Source organism: Bacteroidia bacterium (genome assembly GCA_033391075.1).
In the GTDB taxonomy this organism is placed as follows: Bacteria; Bacteroidota; Bacteroidia; order J057; family J057; genus JAWPMV01.
In genome coordinates this window covers 253,261-279,435 of record JAWPMV010000004.1, presented here as the reverse complement: position 1 = coordinate 279,435, position 26,175 = coordinate 253,261, and the positions used below count along the sequence as shown (strand labels likewise).

The window sequence follows — 26,175 nt, the reverse complement described above, 5'->3', positions numbered from 1 at the left end:
CGTTTATTCTTTCTCTATCTATAGGTCTATAATTATTAATGCAGGAAACATGGAGTGGTACATTCCTATTACCATTTTGCCGGGGATCGGCATGATCATTATATCAACTGTCAATCAAATGCTAAGCCTGAGCAATGAAGTCGGAACTTTGCTGAATGAGGACTGCAGCAGTTTTCAGCATTTTATTGCAGATAAAAAAATCAGGCAATTAGGTTTATTAACCAAGGCCATGACTTTGCTTTATATAGCTGCGGCCTCTTTTGTATTGTCAGGTATTCTGGGAGTTGCCTCTCCTGCGATGGAAAACCTTGATTTGCCCAGCATCATTCTGGTATTCGCTTCGGCCATGGTACTTGCAGCCATTTGTTTGCTCATTGTATATGCCTTTAGAACGGTTTCAATTCGCAAGCTCCAATTTGAACAGATTTCCAAAATCGTAAAGGAAAAAGACCGACAGAAGTGATCTTATTTATAGGCTATGGTAAAGGCTGGCTCATGATCAGGTCTTCATCGGAGAACTAAAAGGTCCAGCGATTCAGGATTTTTTAATGGTGTCAGACTTTTCCCTCCTTACTGTATATCCGGCCCTTCAAATTGATACGAAAAATGAAATTTACCATTCGCGCACAGAAAACGACCGTTTAAGCCGAATAATCGTAATATTTATTCCCCGGGAGCTATTTTTCCGACGATTGGGGTATTACGGTTTTCAAAACCGATATTAGATTGATTTTTTACAGGGAAAAACATCCACAAAGGATGAGTAATTCTGTTTAGCATCTATTGATCAAGACCCCGCATTGTAGAACATAAACATGCGGTTTTGACTATTTATGGCAATTCATATCAGAACAGAGAGCTCGGCGGCAGTCGAAGCATATCTCTATTTTCCTCCCTTTTTATTTCCCGTAAAACATTCTATGTATTAAAAAGAGGAAGAAGCTTCCTCAAAAGGCAGATAGATCCGATTAGGTACAACGCATTAGCGGGAAAGCCCTCCCTGCGCTCAATAGGAAATATAGGGAATTGTACGCTACGGACTGTTTACTTCTCTTGTTTGCTACCCAACCAGGATTGTATGTTCAGTGGTTCCGGAAATATACCGGGTGTAGGCCTTAGCTGAATGTTAAACTGATTGTATTTCATGACGACCTTGGGAGATAGGTCCTCATGAATGCAATCAGTCCTTTTTTTAGGCTGTAAGTTTTCCTTTCCCCTACCTACTTATAGAAAACTTGGGCATCTCTGAGCAAGATTGCCTATTTTAAGAATAAGAAACTCTATTGCTATGCCTACATTTTCCCTTAGCATCAACAAAGAAAAACATAGTGTCGAAGTTGACTCGGGTACACCTTTACTCTGGGTCCTACGCGAACACCTGGGACTTACCGGCACCAAATACGGATGTGGTGTTTCCCAATGCGGGGCCTGCACCGTGCACCTAAACGGAAATCCTGTCCGTGCCTGTGTCATGCCGATAGATGCCATCAAAGCCGATCAGGAAATCACAACCATCGAAGGCTTATCCGAAAAAGGAGATCATCCTCTCCAGAAAGCCTGGGTAGAAGCCCAGGTTCCCCAATGCGGCTATTGTCAGTCTGGCCAAATCATGCAAGCGGCCAATCTGCTCGAAAACAATTCCAAGCCAAGTCGGGAAGAGATCATCAGCCATATGAATGGAAATCTCTGCCGCTGTGGAACCTATATGCGCATCATGAAAGCCATCGAAATTGCTTCTGAAAACATGTCTTAAATCCGGTAGCTATGAAAAATTCAAACTCTCATACCCAAAGCCGGAGAAAGTTTCTGAAGAACAGTTCCGGAGTCGCGCTCTTTATAGGAGCTTCAGGTCTCATCCCTTCCTGGGTCGCCTGCAAGGATGTCAAAGCCATCAATAAGCAATTGGAAATGCACAGGCTCACGGCCTGGGTCCAATTAGCCGAAGACGGTTCACTTACCATCTTCAATCCCGGAGCCGAAATGGGGCAGGGTTCCATGACCGCCCTTCCTTTGATTTTTGCAGAGGAGATGGATGCGGATTGGTCGAAAGTAAAGGTCGCTTTTTCGCCCCAGGAAGCAGAAATTTATGGTTCAGAATACTGGAGCTCGCGAAGGAAAATCATGCTCTCGGCAGGTAGTCGAACTACCACCGGTTATTATCCCGTCTTGCGCAAAGCCGGTGCACAAGCTCGACATGTCCTGATGCATTCTGCCGCAAAAAAATGGGAAGTAGATATTGCCGAACTTAGCACTAAGCCGGGCAAAGTCCTTCATAGTGCTTCAGGAAAAGAAATGGGCTACGGAGAGATTCTTCCTTTTCTCCAAATGCCTGATGAACTTCCTGAGTTTTCAGAAGCGGACTTAACAGATCCCAAAGACTTCCGTTTGATCGGCAAGGATGTGCCTAGAACAGATATTCCTGAGAAAGTAGACGGTTCGGCCAAATTTGCCATAGATGTCCGTCTGCCCAATATGCTCTACGGAGTTTACGAAAGGGGCAAGCTACATGGATCAAAGCCCAGTCTACAGAATCAAACAGAAATTGAAGCCATGCCGGGCGTAGTGAAGATTGTAGAGATTGAGTATGCGATAGGGGTGATAGCGGAAAGACTGGAGCAAGCCCTGGCAGCCAAAAAGGCGCTCAAGATAGATTGGAGCGAAGCTACAGCTAGTGGATTCAATTCTCAGGAAGCTTATGCGGCCTACGAAAAAATTGCCAGCAGCAATAAAAAGGGAGATGTGGTCCGAGACATCGGGAACTTTCGTCAGGCAAAAGCACAATCCGCAAAAACCTATACGGCCGACTTTAAAAATGATTATGTCTATCACGCCCAGATGGAGCCCTTAAACTCTGTCATACAAGTAGCCGAAGACGGCCAATCCGCAGAAGTCTGGGTCGGCAGTCAGCAGGGTTTTACTCCCAAAATGGGCGTACCCAAAGCTTTGGGTATTCCCCCCGAAAATGTGAAAGTCAACCTCATGTATCTGGGAGGAGGCTTGGGCAGAAGATCCCTGACCGACTTCATCACCGAATGCGCTTTCCTCGCCAAAGAAGTGGCTCCCCGTCCCGTCAAACTCATGTGGACGCGAGAAGACGATTTGACCTATGGGTGCTACCGCCCTTTATCCCTGCAAAGACTAACTGCTACTACTGATAAAGACGGAAATCTCACCGGCCTTTCTCATTATGTGATTGGCGACGGTCCTAATCTGACCTCCAGCGGCATTTTGAACGAATACTATGACATCCCCAATAAATATTATGAGTTGCGGGAGAAAGAGGAGGGAATCCGCTTGAAACATTGGCGTTCCGTGGGACATAGCCCCAATAAATTTGCGATCGAGAGCATGATCGATAGAGTGGCCCATGATCAGGGTGTTGATCCGGTGGAATATCGCCGCCGACTCATGCAGAAATTTCCCAAAGCTTTGGCTAGCCTGGAAAAAGCCGCAGAAATAGCGAACTGGGAAAATTCCTCTACACAAGCTCGCGCCAAAGGAGTCGCCTTCCTAGAAAGAAGCGGCACCCTGAGTACGGGCATTTGTGAAATATCTGTGGATGAAAGTACGGGCAAAATCCGCGTACATCATTTCTGGTCGGCTCATGATGCGGGCGTGATTGTTCAACCCGATATTGTGAAAGCCCAGATAGAAGGCGGCATCATTATGGGCATGAGTTCGGTCTTTTCCGAACAGCTCACCATCCAAAATGGAGAAATCCAGCAAAGCAATTTCCACGACTACCAGCTTTTGCGGATGGCCGACATGCCAGAAAGCATAGAAACCGCTTTGATCGATTCGACCGAAAGGCCTATGGGAGTAGGGGAGTCCAGTACACCTTTGGTGGCTTGTGCCGTAGCCAATGCTTTCTTTAGTTTGACGGGAAAACGCTTGCAGCATTTGCCCTTCACGCCCGAAAGAGTTTTGGAAGCCTTAAAGAGCTAGGCTTCGACCAATTGCAGACCATCCAGCGCCCAGGGCATCAATTCCGAGACCGTGGGATGGACCAGCACGACTTCCCGATATTTTCGGCAGGGGATACCGCTATGCATGATGGCGGCAAACATATTGATGATCTCATCTCCCCCTACGCCCAGAATGGCTACGCCAATGATGAGGTCTGTATCTGCATCTACCAGCAGTTTGGCAAAGCCCTTGATTTCACTCATTTCCTTGGCCCGGCTGATGCGGTTCATGGGCCGTATGGCGCGCAGCACTTTATGCCCTTTGGCTAAAGCTTCTTTCTCAGACATGCCTACCCGACCCAAAGGAGGATCGGTAAAGAGTCCGGCAATGTGTATGCGTTGGGATATACTCCGCGTCCCACCAAACATATGGTCGAGCACGATTTCGGCATCATTGACTGAGGTATGGGTAAAAGCTCCATGACCATTCACATCTCCCAGGGCATAGACACCTTTTACATTCGTCTCGCAATAATCATCGACTTCGATATAACCTTTCTCATTAGCCTTGATTCCTGCAGCTTCCAGATTGATCGTATTGCTATTGGGTCTGCGTCCGGTAGCAATGAGGAGATGCGTCCCTTTGATCGTCTCTTTCTGCCCTTCTCTTTCTATGTCGAGTTCGATATTTCCTGCTTTGCCTCTTAGCTCCAGACTATTTGTTCCTTTCAAGATTCTTATTCCTTCCTCTTTCAGAAAAGCCTCGACCGCATCCGCGATGTCCTTGTCTTCCCGGGGCATGAGTTGAGCATTTCTCTGGATGAGTGTCACCTTAGAACCAAAGCGTCTATAAATCTGAGAAAACTCCAGTCCGATATAACCGCCCCCAATCACAATCAGGTGTTCCGGCAATTCCTCCAAATCCAATACACCCCCGCTATCCATCCAGGGCACCTCCTCTATGCCCTTGATGGGCGGAACAAAGGGGCGAGTACCCACATTGATGTAAATCTTTTTACCCTCGATGACTTCCTCGCCCACCCGTATCTGCTTAGGACCTTCGAACCTCCCCCATTCACGGATCAATGTCACATTGGGGGTATTCTCCATCCAGCGAGTCAAACCATTGCTGGAGCCATTGCGGATACTGTTCATGCGTTCGCGTATGCGATCATAATTGATCTCTATGGGCCCTGTGCTAAATCCAAATTCCTCGCCTCGCTTGGCAACATAGATGGACTTCGCACTGGCTACCAAAGCCTTGGTGGGCGTACAGCCGTAATTCACACAGCTACCGCCTACTTTTCCTCCTTCGATGACGGCAATGGAGTCGCCGGTGGGGATAAGTTTGCCGAGTAGCGTTCCGGTGGCTTGTCCGGTACCGAGGATGATGTGGTCGTAGGATTGCATAAGACTGAATTTGGGGCTGAAGGTCTGGGATAAAGTTTAGATGGAATATCGTCTGGCTGACAGTAGGAAGCAATAATAGGGAGGAGAAAATCTAGGGGACTGAATTTTTTTGAAAATTTTTCAGCTCGATGTTGACATCGACCTATGCTGTGGGTACTAATAAAAATGAAAGAGCTTATCTCGGCTCAAGGAATCATCTGCTTACTACATCAAGGACATGGACAAGTTTCTACCTTATATCAATCTTTTTGACGAATCGCTTTCAATTAGTTTGAGCCCGCGCATAAATGGAAAGAGCGTATTTTCCGAAGAAATGTATTATATTGATTCTTTGGTTCGAAAGCAGGCTGTCATGGGTACGGGTAAAAAACTTGGGGGCAAGGATCTCAAACTTATTGCTCAAATAAGAAGTGGTGGGCTCGAGCGTGAGCGCGCCATGAGTATATTATTTAAAAAATTCAAGCATTTCGTTCATCGAGGCATGGGTCGATTTAAGCTAAATGAGATTGAGGCTCAGGAAGTTTACATGGATAGTCTTCTAGCTCTTTCTTCGGCGATTGAGAGAGAAAGGTTTATGGGAGAAAGTAAGCTCTCCACTTATTTATTCAGAATCTTCGAGAATAAATCAAAAAATAAGGTACGAGATCGAATGCGAAATCATGTATCTCATGAATGGATTGAGGACATACCTGGTCTCCCCAATATGGCTCAAAACATACTTCAAGAAATGATACAGGAAGAAGAAATGGATTGGCTCGAGAAATTTCTTGATAAAATGGGAAGTCGTTGTCGACAAATATTGATTATGCAAGAATTTCAAGGCTATTCCATGGAAGAAATTGCCAAAGAGTTGGGGCTAAAATCCGCTCGTGCCGTATCTACTTCCCGCTACCGCTGCATGGAAAAATTGAAAGCAGTCCTTAGTAGTACAAAACGCATCAACCCTAACCCAAAAGAATCATGAAAGATCATAATTATAATATAGAGTTCGTAGATCGGTATTTAGCTGGAAAATTAGAGGCGAAAGAGAAGAAAGAATTTGAGCTAGCCATGAGTGCCGATGAAAAATTAGAAGCATATGTAAAAGAGCTTCTGCGAGTGAAAGCAACTACACATCTGGCAGGCAGAGAATCCTGGAAGAAACAGATTCGTAAGGAATTCTCTTCACCGACTACCAATAGAAATCGATTATTGATAGCAGCTATTTTCATTTTGCTAGCTGGCATTGCCGGGATTCTGTGGTTCCAGACAAATTCCGTTCAAACTCAAGAAGAACTTATCGCCAGTCAACATGAATTTGTCCCTGCTCCTGAAATGAGAGGTGAAGGTATAGATTCCCTTCTACAGGATGCATATATCACTTATAATTTAAAAAACTTTCCGGAAGCTATAAAGAAATTTGATTCGATATTGGCCATGGATAGTGTTCCTCAGCGGGACGATATCTATTTCTTCAAGGGGATGGCTTTGATGGAGGAGAAGAAAATTTCTAAAGCTATTTCGGTTCTAAAAAATGTTAAACGAGGAGAATACTTAAATCCGGCAAAAAAGTATATAAAAATAATTAGCAAACAATCTCCTATGTTGGACTAATGCAATGCAATTAAATTATTCAATAAATCTTTAAATCATGCAAATCCATTTTAAATTTTTGAGGCTCTCAATATTCACCTTTTTAATCATTATCTCTATAAGTCTTCAAGGTCAAATTCTACTAGCAAAAGTAAATAAAAATCGCAAAAAGGGTGGTGATCCGTGTCAAATTTGTAATGAACCTGATATTTGGCTTCCGAACCTAATAATTGAGTTTAAACCTAATAAATTCCCTTTTAATATCAACAATGTTTCATTAATCAATGCATCGTCTATTTTGCCAAATTCTAATATTGGAGGGAGCCAACCTTTAGGAGGTGCAAATAGCACTTGTAATAACTTTGTTTTTAGTAATGTGAAAATTCTATCTAATGGATTAATTCACCCAAATCAAACGATCTTCGCTAATTCTCAACTCCTAGATTCTCAAGGGAAAATCACAATAGGGATATCAATGAAAGCAAATCTTTGTACAAATGATCGCCCCAATTCAAATGTTGAATTATGCTCATCATATAAGGTAGTACTAGAGAAAACAGAATATAATTCACTTGATCAAACATCCCGTATTGAAAATTTATATGGGGTATTGAATAATCTAGATTACGAATTTGAATGCATTTATAACAACTCCACCCATCAAGTTTTAAGAAATGGATTTAAGAATTTAGCCACTAGTAACAAAATACTGCAAGAAAATAACATTGAAGAAACCTCAATTATAAAAATCTATCCAAATCCATGTTCCAAAATTCTAAATTTGACCATAAAAGGCACTATAAATTTAAATTCAACTTTCCACTTATTTGACTTATCAGGGAAAGAACATAGGCTGTTACCACAGCGTTTTACTTTCTTAAACAAAAATAATGTTTTAATAGACGTATCATTCTTACCTAAGGGACCATATTTGTTGAAAAAATACTCTGGTCAGAAAATAGAAGTAGTAAAATTTCTAAAAAATTAAAATTGACTTGTATGAAGAGTATCAGAGCTCTTTTCTTTTTAATAATTCTTTTAAAATCTGGCATTTGTCTACCTCAAGGTGATGTCAATCTAATCAACGATTACAAAGAAAAAGTTAAAAAGTTGTTTAAAGCCCATGATCAATTAGATAGTATTAGTTATTACCTAGAAGAAATAATCAGGATAGGATCAAAAAATAATTATTATGATGACTATATGTTCGCTTTAATTGCAAGTACTAACATTTCATATATCCAAGAAGATTATGAATCTATGAAATGTTATGCTCTATTAAGTTTAAACGAAGGAAACAAAAAAATTCAATCGAAAAATAAATACTATGGGTCAATTTCTAATAATTTAGGGACATATTACTCTACTATAGGGGATTTAAAGAAGGCAATTTTTTACACTTCTAAGGCAGTAGAGTTTTATTCTAACTCAACTCGTAACCGAGAATCGTTTATATATTTGATGATCTCATTAGAAAATTTAGGAATACATTATGGAGATCAAGGAGATATCGAAAAAGCAGTCCCATTTTATAAACGAGTAATTTCATTAGTTGAAGACTCATTGAATCAAGAAGACAATACTTATTTCTTAGAGTCCATAATATCATGTAATTATAATATTGCGATAGACTATTTTTCAGAAGGAAAAGTAGAGGAGTCAATATTTTATTACCTTAAAAATCTAGAGCTGTTCAAAAAATTTAGAATTACAGACGAAAGGCTTTTAATAAAGAACTATATAAGTCTTGCAAATAGCTATAGAAGCATCAAACGTTTTGAGAAAAGCTTCAAAAACCTAGAACTCGCAAAACTTTATCAGGATAAGTATTTTCGGTCTCACGGCCAAGTACCACGAGAAGAAAATCATTTTAATGTTTTAGCTCAAAATCTAGCTGATGTTGGAGATTTCCAAAATGCAATAATAAATAGCAAAAAATCTATTGAAAGTTGTTTGGAAACATTTCCTCAAAAAAAGGGGAATCCAACATGTGGCGATCTTTATGCAATACTTGGAGAAATTTATGACAAAGCTGGGGACATTCATAATTCTCTGAAATACAATCATGTCGCGCTGAATTACTATTCTAATTCTGGAAATCATACAGGAAATTATCACATTAAAATCCCACATTCCGAATTTGAAATTATCTCTCAATATCTCCTTGAGATTGTAATAAATAAAATTTTTGGCTTAAAAAAACTTTACAATTTTGAAGGAGAGACATTAAATCTTTCAAGTGCGTATTTGTATTCCCAACTTCTTATCCAGCTTTCTGACCGGTATCGTAAACAACTTCAAACTTTAGATGCTCAACTATTCATTTCTAATGAGTTACGCCCAGCCTTTGAACAAGCCATAGAAATAGCTTTAAAGCTTCATGAAATAACAGGAGAAGAAAATTATCTGGAAGAAGCTTTCAAAATTGCTGAAAAGAGTAAAGCAGTATTGCTTGCGAATTCACTAAATGATACTTACGCAAAGTATTCAGGGGGAGTACCCGATACCTTATTATCTAAAGAAAGAGAACTCAAAGCCAATCTTTCCTTTTATAAAAATCAAATCTTCAAGGAAAGAAATAAGGATGAAGGAATTGATTCCTTTAAAATTGATCGCTGGGAGAGAAAGATATTTCAACTGGAAAGAGAACAGGAAAACTTTACTGATATACTTGCTGAGAGCTATCCTGATTATCATCTTTTTCTAAACCAGGCAGAAAACACCAACATTAAAGATTTACAGAAGGGCTTGAATTCAAATACCTTATTAGTCGAATTTTTTGCAGGAGATAGCTCACTCTTTATTTTCTATTTAGACAAACAAAGGCTGCGTTATAAGGTAATTTCTTCTCCAGAAAACGTTTATAAGCATATAGAAGAATTCAGCAAAGAATTTCGAGTAGAAGGAGAGGACACTCAAAGTTTTTCAGATTTTAAAAATTCTGCCTTTTCTTTATTTGATGAGCTAATCGCTGAACAAATCTCTGCTTTTGAAAAGCTTATCTTCATTCCGGATGGACAATTGGGCAAAATTCCTTTTGAGTTTCTTCTTACTAATAAAGAGAACTCAGCTTCTTTTAAAAATCTGGCATATTTAGGTAATAGTATTGATATGCAATACGCATATTCTGCAAAAATACTGTTCCAGGATCCATTGAAAAGAAACAGGAAAGTTGCTCCTAAAATCTGGGGCGGCTTCGCACCTTATTTTGAAGGGGAAAAAAGACTGGTATTCAATGGGCAGGAGGTCGAAGAAATAAATTCCATAATGCAAGGGGATATTTTTCTCGATAAAGAAGCAAATCTGGAAAATACGAAGTCAGTTATAGATCAATACAAGATTCTGCATTTCGCCACTCATGGCTATTCTCAAATGGAGAGACCCATGTATTCTCGCATTGAATTTACCTATCAAGACAGCCTTGAAGATGGGGTATTTTATGCACACGATCTAATGAATCATAAAATCAATGCAGATCTAGTAGTACTTTCCGCCTGCGAAACCGGAGAAGGGAAAGTAGCAAAAGGGGAGGGGATCATGAGTTTTGCCTGGGCTTTTCGCTATGCCGGAGCTCCCAGTATTTTGATGAGCCTCTGGAAAGCAGAAAGCAGCGTTTCCCAAAGAATCATGTTAAGTTTTTATAGCTACCTCAAAGAGGGAAAATCAAAAACCGAAGCTCTGAGACTGGCCAAGCAGGATTACATCCAAAATCCTATTGCTGGAAGAGCACATCCCAAATACTGGGCGAATTTCATTCTCATCGGAGATGATGCGCCGATATTTATTGATCCAAGAGTGAAGTGGGTATGTTTAGCAGGTCTGCTACTTTTTATTGGGCTTGTTCTGCAGCTATTCTTTAGCCCTTCAAGTAAAAATGTTTGATTAACGCTCCTGCCAAAACTTCACATTCTCCTCGCCCTTCAATTCCATGGTTGGAGTTCCTCTGGACAAACGCACGGTACCCTCTACACAAATACATTTACCCTCTAACTCTAAATGTGGCTCATAGGAAAAATTGACGCGATTGTCTTTCCAGATGGTAGCAGTAAAAATCTGCTTGGGGAATTTCTTGTCCAGATTGAGGAAAATATGCCCATTGCTGGTAAGCTTTGTGCTAACGACGGTTCCGCAGATATTGATCTTGGTTGGATCGCCATATTCTGCAAAATTTTTGGCGGTAAGGGTGTTAAAATGGTGAGGAGGTAAAGACTCTGCATCCAAAGGCAAAACATCGTCCTGCTGCGAATCGGGCAACCAATCTTTGGCCCTATCCTGAGCTTCAAGTGTGCTTTCTAAATTATCGGGCAAACTGGCGAAGAAATCCAGGCCGGTGATTTTCTCAATCTGATCAATGGGAACGGCCATGGTCTCGATAGGCTTATCGATCTCCTTGTTCGGCATAAGGAATCCGATGGCTTTTTGATTATCGAGGTCGAGCACTACCTTGAAGTAGAACTTGGGAATGCTGAGCTTATTGATGCTGCGTTCGATTTTGGGAAGGCCGGGAGTCAAAACAGGACCCGAGACGATGTACAATTGAGTTTTTGGGTGCTTGTACATATAGCCCCGGATGATTGATTCCAGTTCTGCCCAGGTACCACGATTGAATTCTGGGACCTGAGGGCTCATGTTTGAGTAAAAATAGGATTCGGAGAGGGCTATTTCTGACCAACGAAAATCTGCTGAGGGGGCCAAATGTCCTCTATCATAGCCAAAACCATCATATTCAAATTCTCCATCACCTTTGGGATATTTGAGAAAATAGTCTTTTTCGACTGCTGTGCCCGTTTTCACTTTGGGATCTTCGCGAAAGTCATTGCTACGGGGAACATTGCCCTTGATGACATCCGGAAGCAAAATATGAGCAACCCATTTGGCCTGTTCATGTTCTTCGCTATACACCAGGCTAAAGGCTTGATGTACAATCAACTCTTCCCCATCTTTCAAAGCGGGATTTCCAAGCTCATGCAGGTCTTTTTGAATGCGTTTGAGTTTGAGCGCTTCAAGTTTTAGCCCCAGTTCCTTCTTTCTGTTTTCTATCTGAAAAAGCTCATTTTCATATGTGCGAATTTCCTGATCCAGATTCTGGGCCTGAAGGGAAGTGCTAAAAAAAAGGAGGATAAGGATGGACCGAAACGTATGGCTCATTATTGCGTAATTTCTTCTTTAATTTTTGGACAAACCTCAATCTATAAAATTGATCCGAAAGTCCGTCCTAGAATTGAAACGCAGGAGCCCCTCTTATTGGTATGAGAAAAGAAAAATACCTCTCATAAGAGGTGTTTTTATCAGATTTCAACCGCAGCAGTTTCAGGAAGCATGTCTCATAGGATCAAAAAAGACTGTACTCCTTAACTTCCTTTACTAAGATTTGCACGAATGCGACTAAGTTGGGTAGGGGAGATACTCAAATAGGAAGCGATATGATATTGGGGGATTTCCTGCTCCAGTCCAGGGAAATTTGCCTGAAAAATGGCATAACGCTGAGTAGCATCTTTCAAAGCCATTTCCAATTCCTTACGCTCTTTCTCCAAAAAATAATGCTCGGCTATCTTTCGAGCTAGCCGCTCCAAATCATGGAAATCATCAAAGTGTTTTTCCAGCTTCTGATATTCAGCTGCCCAGATATCACAGCTTGTCAATGCCTGTTGAGGAATGAGGTTCTTTTCCCCAGTCAATAAAGAGGTATAGGCTCCGATCAAACTTGGGCCAACAAAGAATTGCTTGTTATATTCTTTGCCTGCTGCATTGGTGAAAAATGCCCGCACGCAGCCTTTACCCAAAAAAGCCAATTCGCGTGCATAGCTATTCTCTTCAACAAAGTATTCCTGGGGAACTAATTTTCGATGCTGAAACAAAGGTCTTATCTCTTTCCAGGTTTTGTCAGAAAGAGGGGAGATAGCCGAGAAAAAGTCCCGAATGAACTCCATGATTAAAATTTCTGATGCAAGCTCAATTGGAGTTGGCCTTTGCTGATAGAATTGGTGGTCTGCTGCATATAGCCAAACTGGATTCGGGAATTATCTGCTACTCCTACTCCTATCGCTCCATACGTACGGTTTACCCCAAATATCTCTACCATTCTACCATTACCCAGGTCTTTCTTTTCTCCATTAAGGAAAATCTCATTATAGAGGGCCAAATACCAAATGCCTTTCCCCAAAGTTTCCCCTTTGAAGGGAATATTCAAAAATAGATTATACCGCCAACGAGTAGCCATATCTTCACGTCCTTCAATAAATCTTTGTTCGTAGCGGAATCTATGAGTTAGCAAAAAACGTTTACCCACTTTCTGAGGGAGTAAGGCTTCCTGATAAATCCTGTTTTCACCCGTAATAGTTGTACTTTCTCCAAATTCACCCCCTCCAATATAGGCATACCCCAAAGTAAATTTCACATTGGCATCTTTCGGCTTGTAGGTCAATCCTCCCCGTAACATCAATTGCTGCAAATCGCCAATGATATTCCAATTCCGATGTTGAATATCTCCTTGAAATCCCCAGGGACTTTCATTGATGGTCGTGTTCCAAAAAAACATATACCAGGCACCAAGCTGATCCTCATCAACCTGGGCATGAGAACTAAATGGAATCCAAAGTGCGATTGAACATGCGAGTATACGTAGGGTCTTCATTTTTTAGCAAAAATTATAGCGTTACCAAAACTAACTGCAAGTATAACACTTTAGAAGAAATTCGCTTATCTCGATTCTAAAATAATGAGAGAATTCTGCTATGTAAATGAAAAGCCAGGAACAGCAAGCATAGACATTAAAATAAGTACATCCATGACTGCAGGTTTCCAATGAGAATATTTCGATAGCGTTTTTAGAAATAAGACTTATTTCGCCAAAACTCCCAATTATCCCAATGAACCTTTAAGCTTCTGAAGTCTCGAGCCAAATAATTTAAAACTTTGCTATTGGTCGCCAGTTTAAAAGGCTCAAGTTTGTCGTATCCATCAGGATTGGAATCCGCTGGATGATGGGTAAAATGAATAATTTCAATAATTTGCCTACGATCTTGTCCCTCTATAGTTGCTGTTGCTGCAAACTTTCCCCTTGACTCATCTCCTTCTTTCACAAAGAGTTCTAGTAATACTTTTTGTTTAAGTGGAATTGCAAAATCAGTAACTATCTCTTCCCAAAGAATTTCATCTGTATCATGCCTTTGTCCGCTAAATTTAAAGACCAAATCCTCCTGAGAATTTTTTACGATATCTACCTTTATACTAAAAGGAAATTCACTCTTCTCTATCGAATTATTCCAAATCTCTGAAATTGTCAACTCCTCCCAGTTTTGATCCCACTCTTGTAGATAAGCAAAATCTGTTTCCAGGTAAAACTGGGCTTTAGAATACCATTGAGAGATACAAGTATTGTCTAGAAGCTGGGCAGATACATTTCCCTTACTGGCTATCCCTCCTTCAAAGATGTAGGGAGACTTTAACATAAGTTCGAGGCCCTGGCTACAATAATTTGGACTAAAAAGATCACCTGCTCCACATAAAACTTTTGCATGCCTTTGCCCGGGACTTCCCCCCTGATATTCAATCCTGAATTCGCCAATCAAAGGGTGGAGATCCAGACCTTCCCAACTACTGATTTTTCCTAGCTGATTATCCTGACCAAAGAGCTTAGTTACAGCTTCGGCAGGTCTTCCTTCAGTATTGTCAAAGCTGCTTTGGAAAACCTTTTCACCTTCAAGCCGATATGATTCATTCGTGCAGTTAAGTTCATCCTTGGGGCTAAATGGCGGATTATTTTCACAGGCGACAATAATCAAGCTGATTAAAACTGTGCGAGACAATAGTTTCATAGCTAAAATCTAGCGAATTCCAATCAGCAATTTTGTTGGGGAGATGACAATCTGAACCGGCTTAAGATGCAGTTCAGGGATATTCCTTGATCACGTTAATATCCCGTGCTTCGGCTATGCGCTCTATCCCCAATTGGGCCATATTATTTTTCAAGTCATCCATGAGGATAGTGGTAGTATGTTCTCCTCCATATTTACCCAAAGCAGCTACCCCATACATATAAGCCCTTCCGCACAATACAAAGTCTGCTCCCAAAGCAAATGCACGAATCATATCCAGGCCAGAGCGAATACCACTATCGTAAATCACTTTCACTTTCCCTTCAACGGCTTCTACCATTTCCGGCAAAATATCAATTGGTGCTGGAGCTCCATCAAATTGTCTTCCTCCATGATTGGAAACTCCGATTCCGTCTACTCCAATGCTTACTGCCTGTCTGGCATCTTCCGGATGCAAGAGTCCTTTAAGCAGCATCGGCCCGTCCCAGCGATCTCGCACAGCTTTTACATATTCCCAATCCAAATCTCCCCGAAATTTAAAGCGAACAAATTCCTCTACCACGGCCAGGTCTTTGGAATCGCTATAAGATTCAACAGTTCTCAATCGAGGGAGACCGTTTAAGACGGTTGCAATGGACCAGGCAGGATGAGTGATTCCCTGCCAGATAAACTGAGGCGTAATTTTAGGAGGCGTTTTAAGTCCTGCCCTTTTGGTTCTTTCTCTTCGGCTGGGGGCAGGAACGTCCGCAGTAAGGACAAGAGCATGAAATCCATTATCCCTGGCTCTTTTCAGAAGACTATCTCTCAGGTCTGCTGCTTTGGGAGGATAGAGTTGAAACCAGCCCATATCTCCCGAGTATTTCCCAACAGCTTCTGGAATTTGAGTCGCTACAGTACTCAAACAGAAAGGAACTTTCATTTTCTGAGCCATGCGAGCCAGGATCTGTTCGGCTTTGGGCCACATCATACCTGTAAGTCCCACCGGAGCGACACCAAATGGAGCGGCATATTTCTTCCCGAATAGTTCAGTAGTTAAGTCGATATTAAGTTTACCCCGCATAAATCTCGGGCGGAGGCTAATATTCTCCAATCTTCGGCGATTGCGTTCTATTGCCTGCTCATAGCCTGTGCCTGTCTGTAGATATTCCCATGCGACATAAGGCAGGCGTTTTTTTGCCTTTACTTCCAGGTCATATATACCTGGATAATCATTCATTAGCCTTGCTGCTACTTTTTCATAGCTCATAGAACCGGAATCTTATTTCGGCAGCGAAGTTAGCAAATTATGAGAGATCCCGGTCTATTCAATATATCGTCTGGCTTACAATTGTATGTTTGTAGCCTCCCTACTTTCGTATGAAATTCAAATTATTGTTGATAAAGCTATATGAACGATCAAAACAAATCTTTGCAAGCTCAATTGGACGCAAAAAAAGCATTATGGGCTGAGAAGGCATCAGATCAGGTGAAAAGAGCCTATAAAGAAGGCATAGATGCTGTAGTAGAATCAGGAGTTGAGTCTCTGGCCAAACAAGTAGGTGATCAGGCTCCTGACTTTAAGCTAACAAATGCGGCTGGAGATGAAATCCGTTTATCAGATTATCTAAAAAAAGGGCCTGTTGTTTTGACCTGGTATAGAGGAGGCTGGTGTCCGTATTGTAATATCACTTTACGTCAGTTACAGCTTGAACTTCCCAATTTTCAGGCGAGAGGAGCCAGTTTGATAGCCCTGACACCAGAATTGCCCGACAGATCTTTAAGTACACAGGAAAAACATGCCCTGGATTTCGAAGTACTAAGTGATATCGGAAATAAAATAGCAAGGGTCTATGGGATAGTTTTCAAACTCACAGAAGAAGTAGGAGAGATGTATCAGAATGCTTTTGATTTGCATGGCTATAATGGGGATGAAAGCAAAGAGCTCCCATTAGCCGCTACCTATGTGATTGGGTCGAATGCTAAGATCGAGTATGCCTTCCTAGATGCAGAATACCGAAATCGGGCCGAACCTTCAGAAATTTTAACTGTGCTGGAAAGAATTCAAGCCTAAAAAAAAGATCGGCACATCTTCATGCGCCGATCAAATAGATACATAAAGCTTAGGATAAATGTATCACTAACCTCAAATCATCAAATGAGGGAATCGGATAATTCTTGGTCATAGTTCGACCTACATTTTTATCAATAGATCTTATAATCTTTATCCCGAGATGTTTCTTTTGTGTGGTTGTGCGGACAGTCAGATTAGAAAAAGTCCGAGAAGATACCGACAGATTGAAAATGGGGGCGAGATTCATCTGTAGTAGTTTATAGATCAATCCGACATCTTCATGTCGGACTCGAAAGTATAAAAGTAGGGAATGATTTACAAAAAAATCTGAAATGTGTTCGAACACACGGCTGCTTAAGCCAGATTTCCTCCAGATTGAGTTTCTAGGTAGAATTACTAATATTCAGAAATAGGAGAAAGGACGTAAAAATCTATGCCTTCGGAAACTTAATTTGCGTGAGTAATTAAGGTTATGAAAATATATGTCAGAGATTCTTTTCATTGATGACAATGAGGCCGATTATTTCCTCTTTGAGATGTTATTGAAAAAGAGAGGGATAGATCAGAAAATAATATGGCTGGATAATGGCGAGCTTGCTAGAGAATATCTCTTTCGGGAAGGCCAATTTGAGGGGTTAGGGAAACTCCAGGCCAATATTATTTTTCTGGACCTGAACATTCCCCGCATAGATGGATTTGAATTGCTGGAACTTCTTCGCCAACATCCCCAGGCGGAAGAACTATCTATCATCATCCACAGTAGTTCATCTTTTCAAAAGGATATTGAAACGGCTTATGAACTGGGAGCCAGCCTTTATCTCGAAAAGAAAATTGACGTGGATGAGTATGAAGTAAACATTGCCCGAGCCCTGGAATTTCTGAAAGCTCAAAAACAGACAGGAAATCCCGGCTAAATAGAAATAGGCAAAACTCCCTATAAGAATTAGGTCTTTTTACCGATTTTTTTTGAACAGTTGAACAATTATTTTTGTACACCCATTTAAAAGAATAGTGAGCATACAAAATAGCACTATCAAAAACTGAGTCTTGTAGCGAATATGTGTTAAGTTTTATGGTTGAGTTTCCTTCTATCCTAACAGAAGGAATGTGTTAACAAGGTTGTAGAATATCAGGGTTATATTGTGTTTCACAAGTGATTATTATTTCCTTGAGCGTAGGGAGTCCCGATTGAGGGATCTCCCTTTTTTTTACAACGATTATTCAATTATCCATTATAAAAAAATATTTCTTTGTAAGAAAATTTTTTATCTTGCCATTCATTAGAACCTGGGATACTTCAAATTTCCTGTTCCTATTCATTCCCGAACAAATATCATGTGTAATTGGAGAATTACTCTCCTAATCGTGTATTATGTCGGGGAAACCAATAGTCGTTTACAGCAATCCAAACCCGCGTTTTGAAATCCTTATGAAATCTCTTGATCCATTGATTAAGAGAGATTTTGAGTTGATCTACCTCGCAGAAGAAGAAAGCATCGAATCTCTCCTTCCTGAGATGGCACTGTTTTTATTTGATATGGGAATAAATAAAGAGGCGAGGTTAGCGGAAATTGAAAACAAACTGATTCGGAAAACTTTAAAGAAAATACCTGTTCTTATTATTGGGAATGGTAAGGATAAAGAACAACTAACAATAGGGAAGAAGTTGCGTGCATTGGCCATCCTGAATCCACCAGATGAGCCTGAATCCATGAAAATGTTGTGGCTGCTGATCAGGAGGATTCTGAAGAAAGAAACTGAATGAGTGGCTATAGTCTTTTTACAAATTCCCTTTGACTTAGGTTTTCCAGGATTTTCAGGATGTGCCCCTGATCGAAGGGTTTATAAATCAAGCTATGAATGAGTCTGTGATTATCTGAAACCCTTCTAAGTCTCGAAGAAATATCTGTAGTGCAAAGGTAAATTTGTGGAACATCATAGGTTTGGCCAGCCAAATCTTCCAGACGATTTAGAAAATCTCCCAAATTCAGTCCAGGTAAATAGGTATCCAGGAGCAATGCATGGGGCATTTTTTGCCTCTGTTCTATTTGCTCAGAGATAAATTTCAAGGCATCTCTGGCCTCATCGAAACGAATCAGATCAAGCTGGGGAGCAAGTTTAAGCAACATCCTTTCATAGGAATATGCTTTTACCACATCGCCTTCCAGTAGGCAAATCTGGAATCCATCCTTCATAGACATTTTTTCTTCAGTGGGCGGGCTTTTCGGGCTGTGGATCATACAAAGGTAAGGAGGACACTCCTAAAAAAAATGAGCATTTACACCTAATTTCTGTTATACGCAGAATAGCCTAGCAGCCTTTCCAGATGGAGGAGAAAATTTATGTAAAAAAAAGTATTAACTTGAGTATGAGCGACTTCAGACAAAGATCGGCAGAATGTCGACGCTCTTTTTACTGAATTTGCCAATAAAACGCCCATGGAATGGTTGGTAGGTATTGCATTGCTGGTCTTATCGGCTTTGATCCTATGGATTATTGTCCGACAGTATCTGCTATTGCAAAAATACAAAGAGCTGATTCCAGAGGTAAAGGACTCCCAGGATGATAAAGAATTGCTTGCAGGAATCATGCGAAATCTACCAGGCATGGTTTATCGCTCCAAACATGATGGAAAATATACCCCTCTCTTTGTAAGTGAAGGGGTAAAAGGGCTTATAGGTTTGAGTCCTGAGGAGGTGAAAATTCAGGGAATTACGGGTTCTCAATTAATTCCTGAGGAATTTCTGATAAAGCAATTGGAGAAAACCCGAAAAGCAGTTAAGGAGGGAGGGATTCATGAGTCCATATTTCCTTTCGATATCAATGGTAAAAGGATATGGGTACTCAATCGTTTCTTTGCAAGTGGTATTTCTGATGATGGATTTCCTGTAACCGATGGTATCATCATCGACATCAGTAAGCAAATTGAAAGTGAGGAGGCTTTGAAGGAGAATAGCAAGATGCTTTCTCTCATCTTCAATGGAACCAAAGACTATATGGGCCTTGTCAGGGTAGGAGAGGAGGGCCTGATGGTTATGTCGGTAAATGAAAGCCTGATTAAAGGTTTTGCACATTCGGGTGTAGATATACAGGAAGCCAACGAGCGAGAATTAAGTTTAAAAGAGTTTTTAACCCTAACCCTGGAGTACCAACAAGATTTGGTGGATATGAGGCTTCGGCATATCAAAGATTCAATAAAGAGTGGAGAGACTGCCTATTTCGAAGAGACGATCAGGAGACCGGATAGAGGGGTAGCTTTTCTGGAAACCCAGGCTATTCCTTTGCGGGCACGGGGAGATATCGTAACACATGTTTTATATGTTTCTCGGGATGTTACACGCAAACGTTTAGCAGATGACACCCTGCTTTCAGCGGTCATAGATGCAGAAGACAAAGAGAAAAACCGTATTGCAAAAGAGATTCACGATTCTCTTGGACAATTGCTGACTTCGGCAGCCATGAATTTTAAACGCTTGCGCAAGCAAATCGAGGGACATGAAGAGATGAAATCCGCCTACCAGGCAGGTTTGGACAATTTGCATACGGCCATTGAAGAGAGCAGGAACATCGCTTATGGTTTGATGCCAAAAGCCATTCATGATTTTGGATTGGTACTTGCTCTGGAGTCCTTATTAGAAGGATTGCGCAAAGCCTCTGAGATTGTTTTTCTCTTCAGCCATAATCTGGGAAGTGAAAGACTTGGGAAAAAAGTAGAAAGAAGTTTATATCGCATCGCTCAGGTGAGTCTTGACAATATCCTGAAACATGCCAGAGCCTCTGAGGTAAGTATACAACTCCTGAAACATGAGGGAGGTCTAAGTTTTATGATTGAGGATGATGGCGTAGGTTTTGACAAAAAAACTTTTGTTTTAGGTAATAGTATGGGTTTCAACAGTTTAAAAACCCGTGTAATGTCTCTTATGGGGACCCTTGATATTGAAAGTGATATGGGGAAAGGAACCTTAATACATGTTGAAATTCCTTTATTAAAAGCGGATGAAGCCGATTAAAATAATATTGGTTGATGATCATTCTTTGATTCGGGATGCCATACGGGCGCATCTGAGCACAGAAAATTATCAGATAATTGCTGAAGCTGGCAATGGCAAAGAAGCCCTGGCTATCATGGAAAATGAATTGCCAGATATTGTCTTTATGGACATAAATATGCCGGAGCAAGATGGAATTAGTACAAGCCGGGAGATCAAAAAAAAATATCCACAGGTCGAGATTATTGCCCTAAGCATGTTGCAGGAGTCTCAGTATATCCGGCAAATGTTTGAAGCGGGAGCCAAAGGTTACCTTTTAAAGAATTGCAGCGAAGAAGATTTAAAACAAGCCATTGAACATGTACTTGAAGGGAAAGTTTATTATAGCCCTGAAGTTTCTGACAGCCTTATTCAAGGCTTTGTTCAACCCAGGCAAAACACCACTGCCGGTTCCGTCAGCATAAAACTCACCAATCGGGAAAAGGAAGTGCTGGCTTTGATCGCACAGGAATTTTCAAATCGGGAGATCGCCGAAAAACTCTTTATAAGCATCCGAACAGTAGATGCCCATCGGCGAAATTTATTGGAGAAAACCGGTTCCAAAAATGCGGCTGGTCTTACCCTCTTTGCCTTGAAAATGGGATTGATCGATCCTAAATGAATAGGGATTTTCCCTGAAACACTTATCCCAACTCATCCGATATAAAAAGCTTCCCTTCCTTTATGAGAGCCAAAGCTTTGGGCAATTCTTCTTCCGCAGCATGAGTGGTGATATATGCCTTTGCCCCTATGGCCAAAATTTCCTCTGCTAAAACAGCTTCATTATAATCAGACATAACAATTAGATCCTGTCCGGGAAAGGCTTCTATAAAAACTCTAAGAATAGGAATAGCACCTTCCCAAAGACTTGACATTTCTATGATAATAATATCTACAGCTAGATAGTCAGGAAGCCTGGGCTTGGGTTCGGCCTGATCTAAGAGAAAACGCTCTGCAGCGGCTCCTTCTGGTAAAATGTGGTTGACTTTATCCAAAAGGTTTTCAGAAAAACCGAAAAGAGCCAGTTTTATGTGCATAGCAGTTGAGGAATCGAAAGTATTTCTAAAACTAGAACCAAATATCCCCAATAGAATCAGTCCTTTCGCCTAAAAAGACTAGGTATAAGTACCTAGATTTTTACCGATTAAGAAAAAGTCATTCCTTCCCCTGACTTTTCTCAGCATGTTTCCAAAAGAGGAGAGGGATATTAGATCAAAATCAAATTGATCAGACAATGAAAACTTATCTATTTGCCACCGATTTTTCCAAACATGCTCACGAAGCTTTGCTTTATGCCATCCCTTTTGTAAAAAATATGAATGGAGAGTTATTGCTGTACCATACCTATGACTTTGCCAACCCATATGTAGAAGTTCCTCCTTACTTATTAGATAAGTTGACAGAGGACAAAGAGAAAGCAGCCATAAAGGAATTAAGGTCACTTCAAGCCTACGTGGCCAAGATTGATCCTGAGCTTCCCTGTACCTACACGACTTCTCTGGGACCTTTCGTTTCTAATGTCATAGGTTATGCAAAAGAAGAAGGCATAGCCGCTATTTTGATGGGAACCAAAGGAGCCAGCGGATTAAAAAAGATCTTTGTAGGGAGCAATACAACTGATGTTTTGGGAAATGCCCAATGCCCGGTTATCGCCATTCCTGAAAAAACTCATTTTCAAGGTATAAAGAAGATCGTATATGCTGCTGATTTTCGAGATGAAAATGGTTTCATCTTAAGGCAGCTACGTGATCTCGCCAAAAAATTCGATGCAGAGATTGAGATTCTGTATGTGGTGATTGAAAATGCAACCCTGGATATGGATGTATATGACTGGTACCAGGTGGCCGTCCGGGAAATTCTGGCTGATCAGCGGGTGAGTTTTAAAGTAGCCCGGGAAAAAGATGTCAGGACAGGCATTTCGAAATATTTAGCCAATCATCCAGCAGATCTTCTGGTCATGGCTACCCATAAAATGAACTGGTTCAAGCGATTGTTCAAACCCAGTGAAACCAAAAATCAGGCCTATCAAATTCAAGCTCCTATGCTGGTATTCCATGCAGGAGTTGAAGAAAAAGCATTACTCAGTTCCTATGGCTCTTGACTCGAAGGGCTATTAGAGAATATTCCATAAGTAGCAGCTCTCCCCTGTCCAATTCCGGACAGGGGATTTTTTTATTTTGAAGGAAAAAGCTGAGATTGGTGCTAAAGCCATGGCTCTATGCGTAAATTCCTCAAGATATTCATTCCAATCCTCTTACTAATATTCCTGGGTCTTAATCTCCTGATTGATCAGGTGGATTATCAACCTTATTTCCAGACAGATTATTACCGAGAAAGTCGAGATAGACTGGAAAAGCTTGCCCAGGAAACAACTTTAGCCCAGGGTCCATTAGAAGCCGGTTTCGCTCGTTTGAGTATTACGCCCTCTATAGCTCTTTCAGCTGAGGAAATCGAGATGGGGAGATTTCTGGGTTTGCCTCTGGCTGGATATGGAGATCGAGAAGGTGCTCCCGTTGAAGGGGTACATGATAGCCTCTTTGTTTCAGCTACTGCGCTACGCGTGGGGGATCAGACCCGTGTTCTTATGAGTGCCGATCTTTTGATCATTCCTCCTAATATTGCAGAAAAAACAAGCTTACTATTAAAAGAAAGAACTGGATTGAGTCGAGATCAGCTTTTTTTCGCAGCTACTCATACACATTGTGCGATGGGAGGCTGGTCTGATAGATATGTGGGAGAACTTTTTGCCGGGAAATTGGATCAAGAGTTGATCGATTGGTTGAGTGAGCGATTTGCGGAGGTCATTGAAGAGGCAGTGGCAGATATTCAAGCGGCACGGATGGGTTCTACGAGTTTTCAGGCGGGAGAAATGGTATACAATCGACTGATAGAGGAGGATGGACGGGAAGATGGGGAATTTCTCATGCTAAAAATCCAACAGTTAGAAGGGAAAACAGCCCTCTTGGGGAGTTTTGATGCTCATGCGACTACCTTACCTGGCTCAACCATGGAATTTAGTGCAGATTATCCTGGATTTTGGAGAAATAAGCTGGAAGAAAGTGGCATTGATAGGGCCATTTTTTTTGCGGGTAGTGTGGGAAGTCACGGACCGGAAGGAAAAGGAGATGGTTTTGAACAAGCCAGTTATATTGGTTTGGCACTGGCAGATAGTGTATTGAAGTATATGGACGAAATAAATCTGCAGGATAGCAGCAGTCTGTCTTCTTTAACGCTTGAAATGGGAATGCCGGAATTTCAGGTTCGGGTTTCCGAAGGAATGAGCCTGGATAGTTATGCTAGCAGCCAGTTATTCCCTACCCTGGGAAAAGTCCATGTACAGGCATTGCGAATTGGAAATCTCATCTGGGCTACAGCTCCCGGAGATTTCAGTGGAGAACTGGCCATTAACCTGAAAAATGCGATGTACAGGAAAGGATTCTATTCTCTTATAAGCAGCTTCAATGGAGGATATACCGGCTATATCATTCCTGCCAAATATTATCATTTCGATAGCTATGAATCTCGCATGATGTCCTGGTTTGGGCCTGGGAACGGACCATATATGGATGAAATGATCCGAAGGTGTATGGAACATCTCAGCGAGCAGAAGTAGAAGCTAATTTTGTCTGCGAAATAATATAGGATAAATCCTCAACATGCCTTAGAGAAAAGGATACATTGTTTTATCTCTGCGTTAAAATAAGATCAGCAAAAGAATAGGTAGGGAATCACAAACTTTGACTATTTCTTTTCTCCTTTATTTCTGCAAGGCTTACAGAATCTGAATGATTATTCAGGTGAGTACGTACGTAGTTTACTATATCCCTGAGCTCCTGATCAGAAAGACCTACTGCAAAACCAGGCATGATATCATTGTATTTCTTCCCTTTCACCTCGATCTCTCCAGCCATCCCAAATAGAGCTACTTCAATCAGTTTTGATTTGTTGGATACTGTCGCTGTCTCTAATAGGGGAGGACTAAAGTCAGGAATTCCTTCTCCACCGGGTAAATGGCAAGATGCGCAGTTTTCTCTATAAGCCTTTGCCCCAACTACATCTGGTACCCTCGTATCCTGAACAAACATAGGTATAGGCTCACTATCTTCAGGGAAACTGATCAGGTGAGCATAAGTCTCTTCCTCATTTGGCTGGAGTACAGAAATCTTCAATACCCGATCATTGCCGTTTTTAGGTACATTGTCATACATCCATCCGAATCGAGGGATGTGCCAGTCTGAATTGCTGGTAACGAGATATACATCCCCGGTAGAGGACACACACAAATCTCGAAGACGACCAAATTGTTTCTGCAGATAAATACTTTCATCTACAATTTCTTCCCCCGTTTCATTAAGCTCAAATGCCCAAAGTGCCCGTCCCTTTAAAGTTGTGAGGAGGAGTTTGTTATTCCATTCAGGAATGGCTGTATGACCATAAAAATCCAGGCCTGCCGGAGCAATCGTTGGAGTCCAGGTATATATGGGTTCACTAACTTTTACGGAATCGCAAAAAGCCATTTCGTTTTCTTTATCGCAATATCCTTCCACAAAGGGCCAACCATAATTGGCACCCGCTTTGATCAGATTGATTTCATCATCATTATTTGGGCCATGTTCAGATGAGTATATTTTCCCATTTGCTGCAACCAGCCCCTGAGGATTTCTGTGCCCCATAGAATAGAAATAACTATCGGGAATAGGATTGTCTTCCGGAACACTTCCATCCAGATTCATTCGAAGAACTTTGCCTGGTAGCGTCAGCTCTGTCTGTGCATAATCAGAGACGATCACATCGCCTATAGCAAAAAGGAGCTTATTGTCATCACTTATCGCGAGTCTGGAACCATTGTGTGCGATTCGAGCAGGAAGATCATGTAAGAGGGGTTCTGGCTGTATCAGGCTATCTTCCTCAAATGAATAGGAATATCGCAGAAATCTGGCTGCTACATAATTGGGATTCCCATTGCGGTTAAATTCTCCGGTAATCGTAGAGTCGATATAGTTGTAGTGCATGTATACATAGGGCTCCTGTTTGAAATTCGGATGCAATACCAAGCCTAAGAGGCCGGGTGTATTGCCCCCCGAAAAAACTTCCGGGATATGTAGTACCTTTTTCACCTTTCCTGTAAGGGGATTCATACGCATGATATTCCCCTTTTTTTCCGTGAACCAGAGATGATCATCTGCTCCCCAGCTGATTTCCCAGGGTTCTTCCAAATCATTTACTACCTCACTGACCAGGAGTCGGGTTTCAGCTAGCTGGATGATAAATTTAGGCTTCTCAAAAGAAGGACGTTCCTGAGCACTTTTACTTTCGCAACTACTCAATATGAAGAGGAGGAACATCATGCTGATGCTCAGCCCTGCGAGATTGCTTTTTTGTAGTCCAGCCAT

Annotated in this window: 23 protein-coding genes; 14 read left to right on the top strand and 9 right to left on the bottom strand. The window is 41.3% G+C overall.

Annotated features, from left to right (window positions below; genetic code table 11):
• The first annotated feature begins 49 nt into the window (after positions 1–49).
• From R8P61_35225 to R8P61_35215, 3 genes are all read left to right on the top strand, one after another.
• Positions 50–463, top strand: a complete 414-nt coding sequence (locus tag R8P61_35225) for a hypothetical protein (protein ID MDW3652383.1) — start codon at positions 50–52, stop codon at positions 461–463.
• Positions 464–1,288: 825 nt separating this feature from the next.
• Positions 1,289–1,753 (top strand): (2Fe-2S)-binding protein, encoded by a 465-nt coding sequence (locus tag R8P61_35220; GenBank protein MDW3652382.1) that lies wholly within the window; start codon positions 1,289–1,291, stop codon positions 1,751–1,753.
• An 11-nt stretch (positions 1,754–1,764) separates the two neighbouring features.
• The gene (locus R8P61_35215; GenBank protein ID MDW3652381.1) at positions 1,765–3,945 is read left to right on the top strand and encodes a molybdopterin cofactor-binding domain-containing protein; all 2,181 of its coding nucleotides are present in this window, start codon (positions 1,765–1,767) and stop codon (positions 3,943–3,945) included.
• Here the strand turns inward: R8P61_35215 and R8P61_35210 are convergent.
• Positions 3,942–5,315 (bottom strand): mercuric reductase, encoded by a 1,374-nt coding sequence (locus R8P61_35210; GenBank protein MDW3652380.1) that lies wholly within the window; start codon positions 5,313–5,315, stop codon positions 3,942–3,944. The two genes, R8P61_35215 and R8P61_35210, sit on opposite strands and share 4 nt — an antisense overlap.
• A gap of 217 nt (positions 5,316–5,532) precedes the next feature.
• Between R8P61_35210 and R8P61_35205 the strand changes: the two genes are divergently transcribed.
• Genes R8P61_35205 through R8P61_35190 form a run of 4 tightly spaced genes read left to right on the top strand, consistent with a single transcriptional unit; the run spans position 5,533 to position 10,769 of the window.
• Positions 5,533–6,279 (top strand): sigma-70 family RNA polymerase sigma factor, encoded by a 747-nt coding sequence (locus R8P61_35205; protein MDW3652379.1) that lies wholly within the window; start codon positions 5,533–5,535, stop codon positions 6,277–6,279.
• Entirely contained in the window at positions 6,276–6,908 is a 633-nt protein-coding gene (locus R8P61_35200; GenBank protein ID MDW3652378.1) for a hypothetical protein, read from the top strand. The genes R8P61_35205 and R8P61_35200 overlap by 4 nt, the downstream gene beginning before the upstream one ends.
• A 37-nt stretch (positions 6,909–6,945) precedes the next feature.
• Entirely contained in the window at positions 6,946–7,875 is a 930-nt protein-coding gene (locus R8P61_35195) for a T9SS type A sorting domain-containing protein (GenBank protein ID MDW3652377.1), read from the top strand.
• Positions 7,876–7,886: 11 nt separating this feature from the next.
• Entirely contained in the window at positions 7,887–10,769 is a 2,883-nt protein-coding gene (locus R8P61_35190; GenBank protein MDW3652376.1) for a CHAT domain-containing protein, read from the top strand.
• On the opposite strand, the gene R8P61_35185 is transcribed toward R8P61_35190, so the two are convergent.
• From R8P61_35185 to R8P61_35165, 5 genes are all read right to left on the bottom strand, one after another.
• Positions 10,770–12,035: a DNA/RNA non-specific endonuclease gene (locus R8P61_35185; GenBank protein MDW3652375.1), complete on the bottom strand. Its 1,266-nt coding sequence runs from the start codon at positions 12,033–12,035 to the stop codon at positions 10,770–10,772.
• Between the two features lie 203 nt (positions 12,036–12,238).
• The gene (locus tag R8P61_35180) at positions 12,239–12,817 is read right to left on the bottom strand and encodes a Crp/Fnr family transcriptional regulator (protein MDW3652374.1); all 579 of its coding nucleotides are present in this window, start codon (positions 12,815–12,817) and stop codon (positions 12,239–12,241) included.
• Between the two features lie 2 nt (positions 12,818–12,819).
• Complete coding sequence (locus R8P61_35175; GenBank protein MDW3652373.1) at positions 12,820–13,521, bottom strand: DUF2490 domain-containing protein; 702 nt, start codon at positions 13,519–13,521, stop codon at positions 12,820–12,822.
• A gap of 193 nt (positions 13,522–13,714) precedes the next feature.
• Positions 13,715–14,704, bottom strand: a complete 990-nt coding sequence (locus R8P61_35170) for a hypothetical protein (protein MDW3652372.1) — start codon at positions 14,702–14,704, stop codon at positions 13,715–13,717.
• A gap of 73 nt (positions 14,705–14,777) precedes the next feature.
• Positions 14,778–15,950 carry an alpha-hydroxy acid oxidase gene (locus R8P61_35165; GenBank protein MDW3652371.1) on the bottom strand — a complete coding sequence of 391 codons (1,173 nt, stop codon included), beginning with the start codon at positions 15,948–15,950 and terminating at the stop codon, positions 14,778–14,780.
• A gap of 141 nt (positions 15,951–16,091) precedes the next feature.
• On the opposite strand from R8P61_35165, the gene R8P61_35160 reads away from it, so the two are divergent.
• The 3 genes from R8P61_35160 to R8P61_35150 all read left to right on the top strand — a co-directional run bounded on the left by R8P61_35160 (position 16,092) and on the right by R8P61_35150 (position 18,519).
• The gene (locus R8P61_35160; GenBank protein ID MDW3652370.1) at positions 16,092–16,754 is read left to right on the top strand and encodes a peroxiredoxin-like family protein; all 663 of its coding nucleotides are present in this window, start codon (positions 16,092–16,094) and stop codon (positions 16,752–16,754) included.
• 482 nt (positions 16,755–17,236) lie between these two features.
• Complete coding sequence (locus tag R8P61_35155) at positions 17,237–17,668, top strand: response regulator (GenBank protein MDW3652369.1); 432 nt, start codon at positions 17,237–17,239, stop codon at positions 17,666–17,668.
• A 458-nt stretch (positions 17,669–18,126) separates the two neighbouring features.
• Positions 18,127–18,519, top strand: a complete 393-nt coding sequence (locus R8P61_35150) for a hypothetical protein (GenBank protein MDW3652368.1) — start codon at positions 18,127–18,129, stop codon at positions 18,517–18,519.
• A gap of 4 nt (positions 18,520–18,523) precedes the next feature.
• Here the strand turns inward: R8P61_35150 and R8P61_35145 are convergent, their stop codons facing one another.
• The gene (locus R8P61_35145) at positions 18,524–18,949 is read right to left on the bottom strand and encodes a hypothetical protein (GenBank protein MDW3652367.1); all 426 of its coding nucleotides are present in this window, start codon (positions 18,947–18,949) and stop codon (positions 18,524–18,526) included.
• A 243-nt stretch (positions 18,950–19,192) separates the two neighbouring features.
• Between R8P61_35145 and R8P61_35140 the strand changes: the two genes are divergently transcribed.
• Together R8P61_35140 and R8P61_35135 are read left to right on the top strand one after the other, a co-directional pair.
• Positions 19,193–20,764: a histidine kinase gene (locus R8P61_35140; GenBank protein ID MDW3652366.1), complete on the top strand. Its 1,572-nt coding sequence runs from the start codon at positions 19,193–19,195 to the stop codon at positions 20,762–20,764.
• Positions 20,751–21,404 (top strand): response regulator transcription factor, encoded by a 654-nt coding sequence (locus R8P61_35135; GenBank protein ID MDW3652365.1) that lies wholly within the window; start codon positions 20,751–20,753, stop codon positions 21,402–21,404. Before R8P61_35140 ends, R8P61_35135 begins: the two co-directional genes overlap by 14 nt.
• A gap of 22 nt (positions 21,405–21,426) precedes the next feature.
• Here R8P61_35135 and R8P61_35130 read toward each other — a convergent pair whose 3' ends face one another.
• A complete protein-coding gene (locus R8P61_35130) occupies positions 21,427–21,819 on the bottom strand; it encodes a hypothetical protein (protein ID MDW3652364.1) in 393 nt (130 codons plus the stop codon).
• Positions 21,820–22,016: 197 nt separating this feature from the next.
• Between R8P61_35130 and R8P61_35125 the strand changes: the two genes are divergently transcribed.
• Complete coding sequence (locus tag R8P61_35125; protein ID MDW3652363.1) at positions 22,017–22,883, top strand: universal stress protein; 867 nt, start codon at positions 22,017–22,019, stop codon at positions 22,881–22,883.
• Positions 22,884–23,000: 117 nt separating this feature from the next.
• On the top strand, positions 23,001–24,395 hold the full coding sequence (locus R8P61_35120; protein ID MDW3652362.1) for a hypothetical protein: 1,395 nt from the start codon (positions 23,001–23,003) through the stop codon (positions 24,393–24,395).
• A gap of 115 nt (positions 24,396–24,510) precedes the next feature.
• Here the strand turns inward: R8P61_35120 and R8P61_35115 are convergent, their stop codons facing one another.
• On the bottom strand, positions 24,511–26,175 hold the full coding sequence (locus R8P61_35115; protein MDW3652361.1) for a PQQ-dependent sugar dehydrogenase: 1,665 nt from the start codon (positions 26,173–26,175) through the stop codon (positions 24,511–24,513).

Bases quoted from the DNA above. Each gene is read 5' to 3' on its own strand.
- R8P61_35155 (MDW3652369.1), top strand. From the start codon at position 17,237: ATGTCAGAGATTCTTTTCATTGATGACAATGAGGCCGATTATTTCCTC.
- R8P61_35125 (MDW3652363.1), top strand. From the start codon at position 22,017: ATGAAAACTTATCTATTTGCCACCGATTTTTCCAAACATGCTCACGAA.
- R8P61_35145 (MDW3652367.1), bottom strand. From the start codon at position 18,949: ATGAAGGATGGATTCCAGATTTGCCTACTGGAAGGCGATGTGGTAAAA.
- R8P61_35160 (MDW3652370.1), top strand. From the start codon at position 16,092: ATGAACGATCAAAACAAATCTTTGCAAGCTCAATTGGACGCAAAAAAA.
- R8P61_35215 (MDW3652381.1), top strand. From the start codon at position 1,765: ATGAAAAATTCAAACTCTCATACCCAAAGCCGGAGAAAGTTTCTGAAG.
- R8P61_35185 (MDW3652375.1), bottom strand. From the start codon at position 12,035: ATGAGCCATACGTTTCGGTCCATCCTTATCCTCCTTTTTTTTAGCACT.
- R8P61_35150 (MDW3652368.1), top strand. From the start codon at position 18,127: ATGTCGGGGAAACCAATAGTCGTTTACAGCAATCCAAACCCGCGTTTT.
- R8P61_35180 (MDW3652374.1), bottom strand. From the start codon at position 12,817: ATGGAGTTCATTCGGGACTTTTTCTCGGCTATCTCCCCTCTTTCTGAC.
- R8P61_35165 (MDW3652371.1), bottom strand. From the start codon at position 15,950: ATGAGCTATGAAAAAGTAGCAGCAAGGCTAATGAATGATTATCCAGGT.
- R8P61_35225 (MDW3652383.1), top strand. From the start codon at position 50: ATGGAGTGGTACATTCCTATTACCATTTTGCCGGGGATCGGCATGATC.
- R8P61_35220 (MDW3652382.1), top strand. From the start codon at position 1,289: ATGCCTACATTTTCCCTTAGCATCAACAAAGAAAAACATAGTGTCGAA.
- R8P61_35200 (MDW3652378.1), top strand. From the start codon at position 6,276: ATGAAAGATCATAATTATAATATAGAGTTCGTAGATCGGTATTTAGCT.
- R8P61_35210 (MDW3652380.1), bottom strand. From the start codon at position 5,315: ATGCAATCCTACGACCACATCATCCTCGGTACCGGACAAGCCACCGGA.
- R8P61_35130 (MDW3652364.1), bottom strand. From the start codon at position 21,819: ATGCACATAAAACTGGCTCTTTTCGGTTTTTCTGAAAACCTTTTGGAT.
- R8P61_35190 (MDW3652376.1), top strand. From the start codon at position 7,887: ATGAAGAGTATCAGAGCTCTTTTCTTTTTAATAATTCTTTTAAAATCT.
- R8P61_35140 (MDW3652366.1), top strand. From the start codon at position 19,193: ATGGAATGGTTGGTAGGTATTGCATTGCTGGTCTTATCGGCTTTGATC.
- R8P61_35195 (MDW3652377.1), top strand. From the start codon at position 6,946: ATGCAAATCCATTTTAAATTTTTGAGGCTCTCAATATTCACCTTTTTA.
- R8P61_35115 (MDW3652361.1), bottom strand. From the start codon at position 26,175: ATGGCTGGACTACAAAAAAGCAATCTCGCAGGGCTGAGCATCAGCATG.
- R8P61_35135 (MDW3652365.1), top strand. From the start codon at position 20,751: ATGAAGCCGATTAAAATAATATTGGTTGATGATCATTCTTTGATTCGG.
- R8P61_35120 (MDW3652362.1), top strand. From the start codon at position 23,001: ATGCGTAAATTCCTCAAGATATTCATTCCAATCCTCTTACTAATATTC.
- R8P61_35175 (MDW3652373.1), bottom strand. From the start codon at position 13,521: ATGAAGACCCTACGTATACTCGCATGTTCAATCGCACTTTGGATTCCA.
- R8P61_35205 (MDW3652379.1), top strand. From the start codon at position 5,533: ATGGACAAGTTTCTACCTTATATCAATCTTTTTGACGAATCGCTTTCA.
- R8P61_35170 (MDW3652372.1), bottom strand. From the start codon at position 14,704: ATGAAACTATTGTCTCGCACAGTTTTAATCAGCTTGATTATTGTCGCC.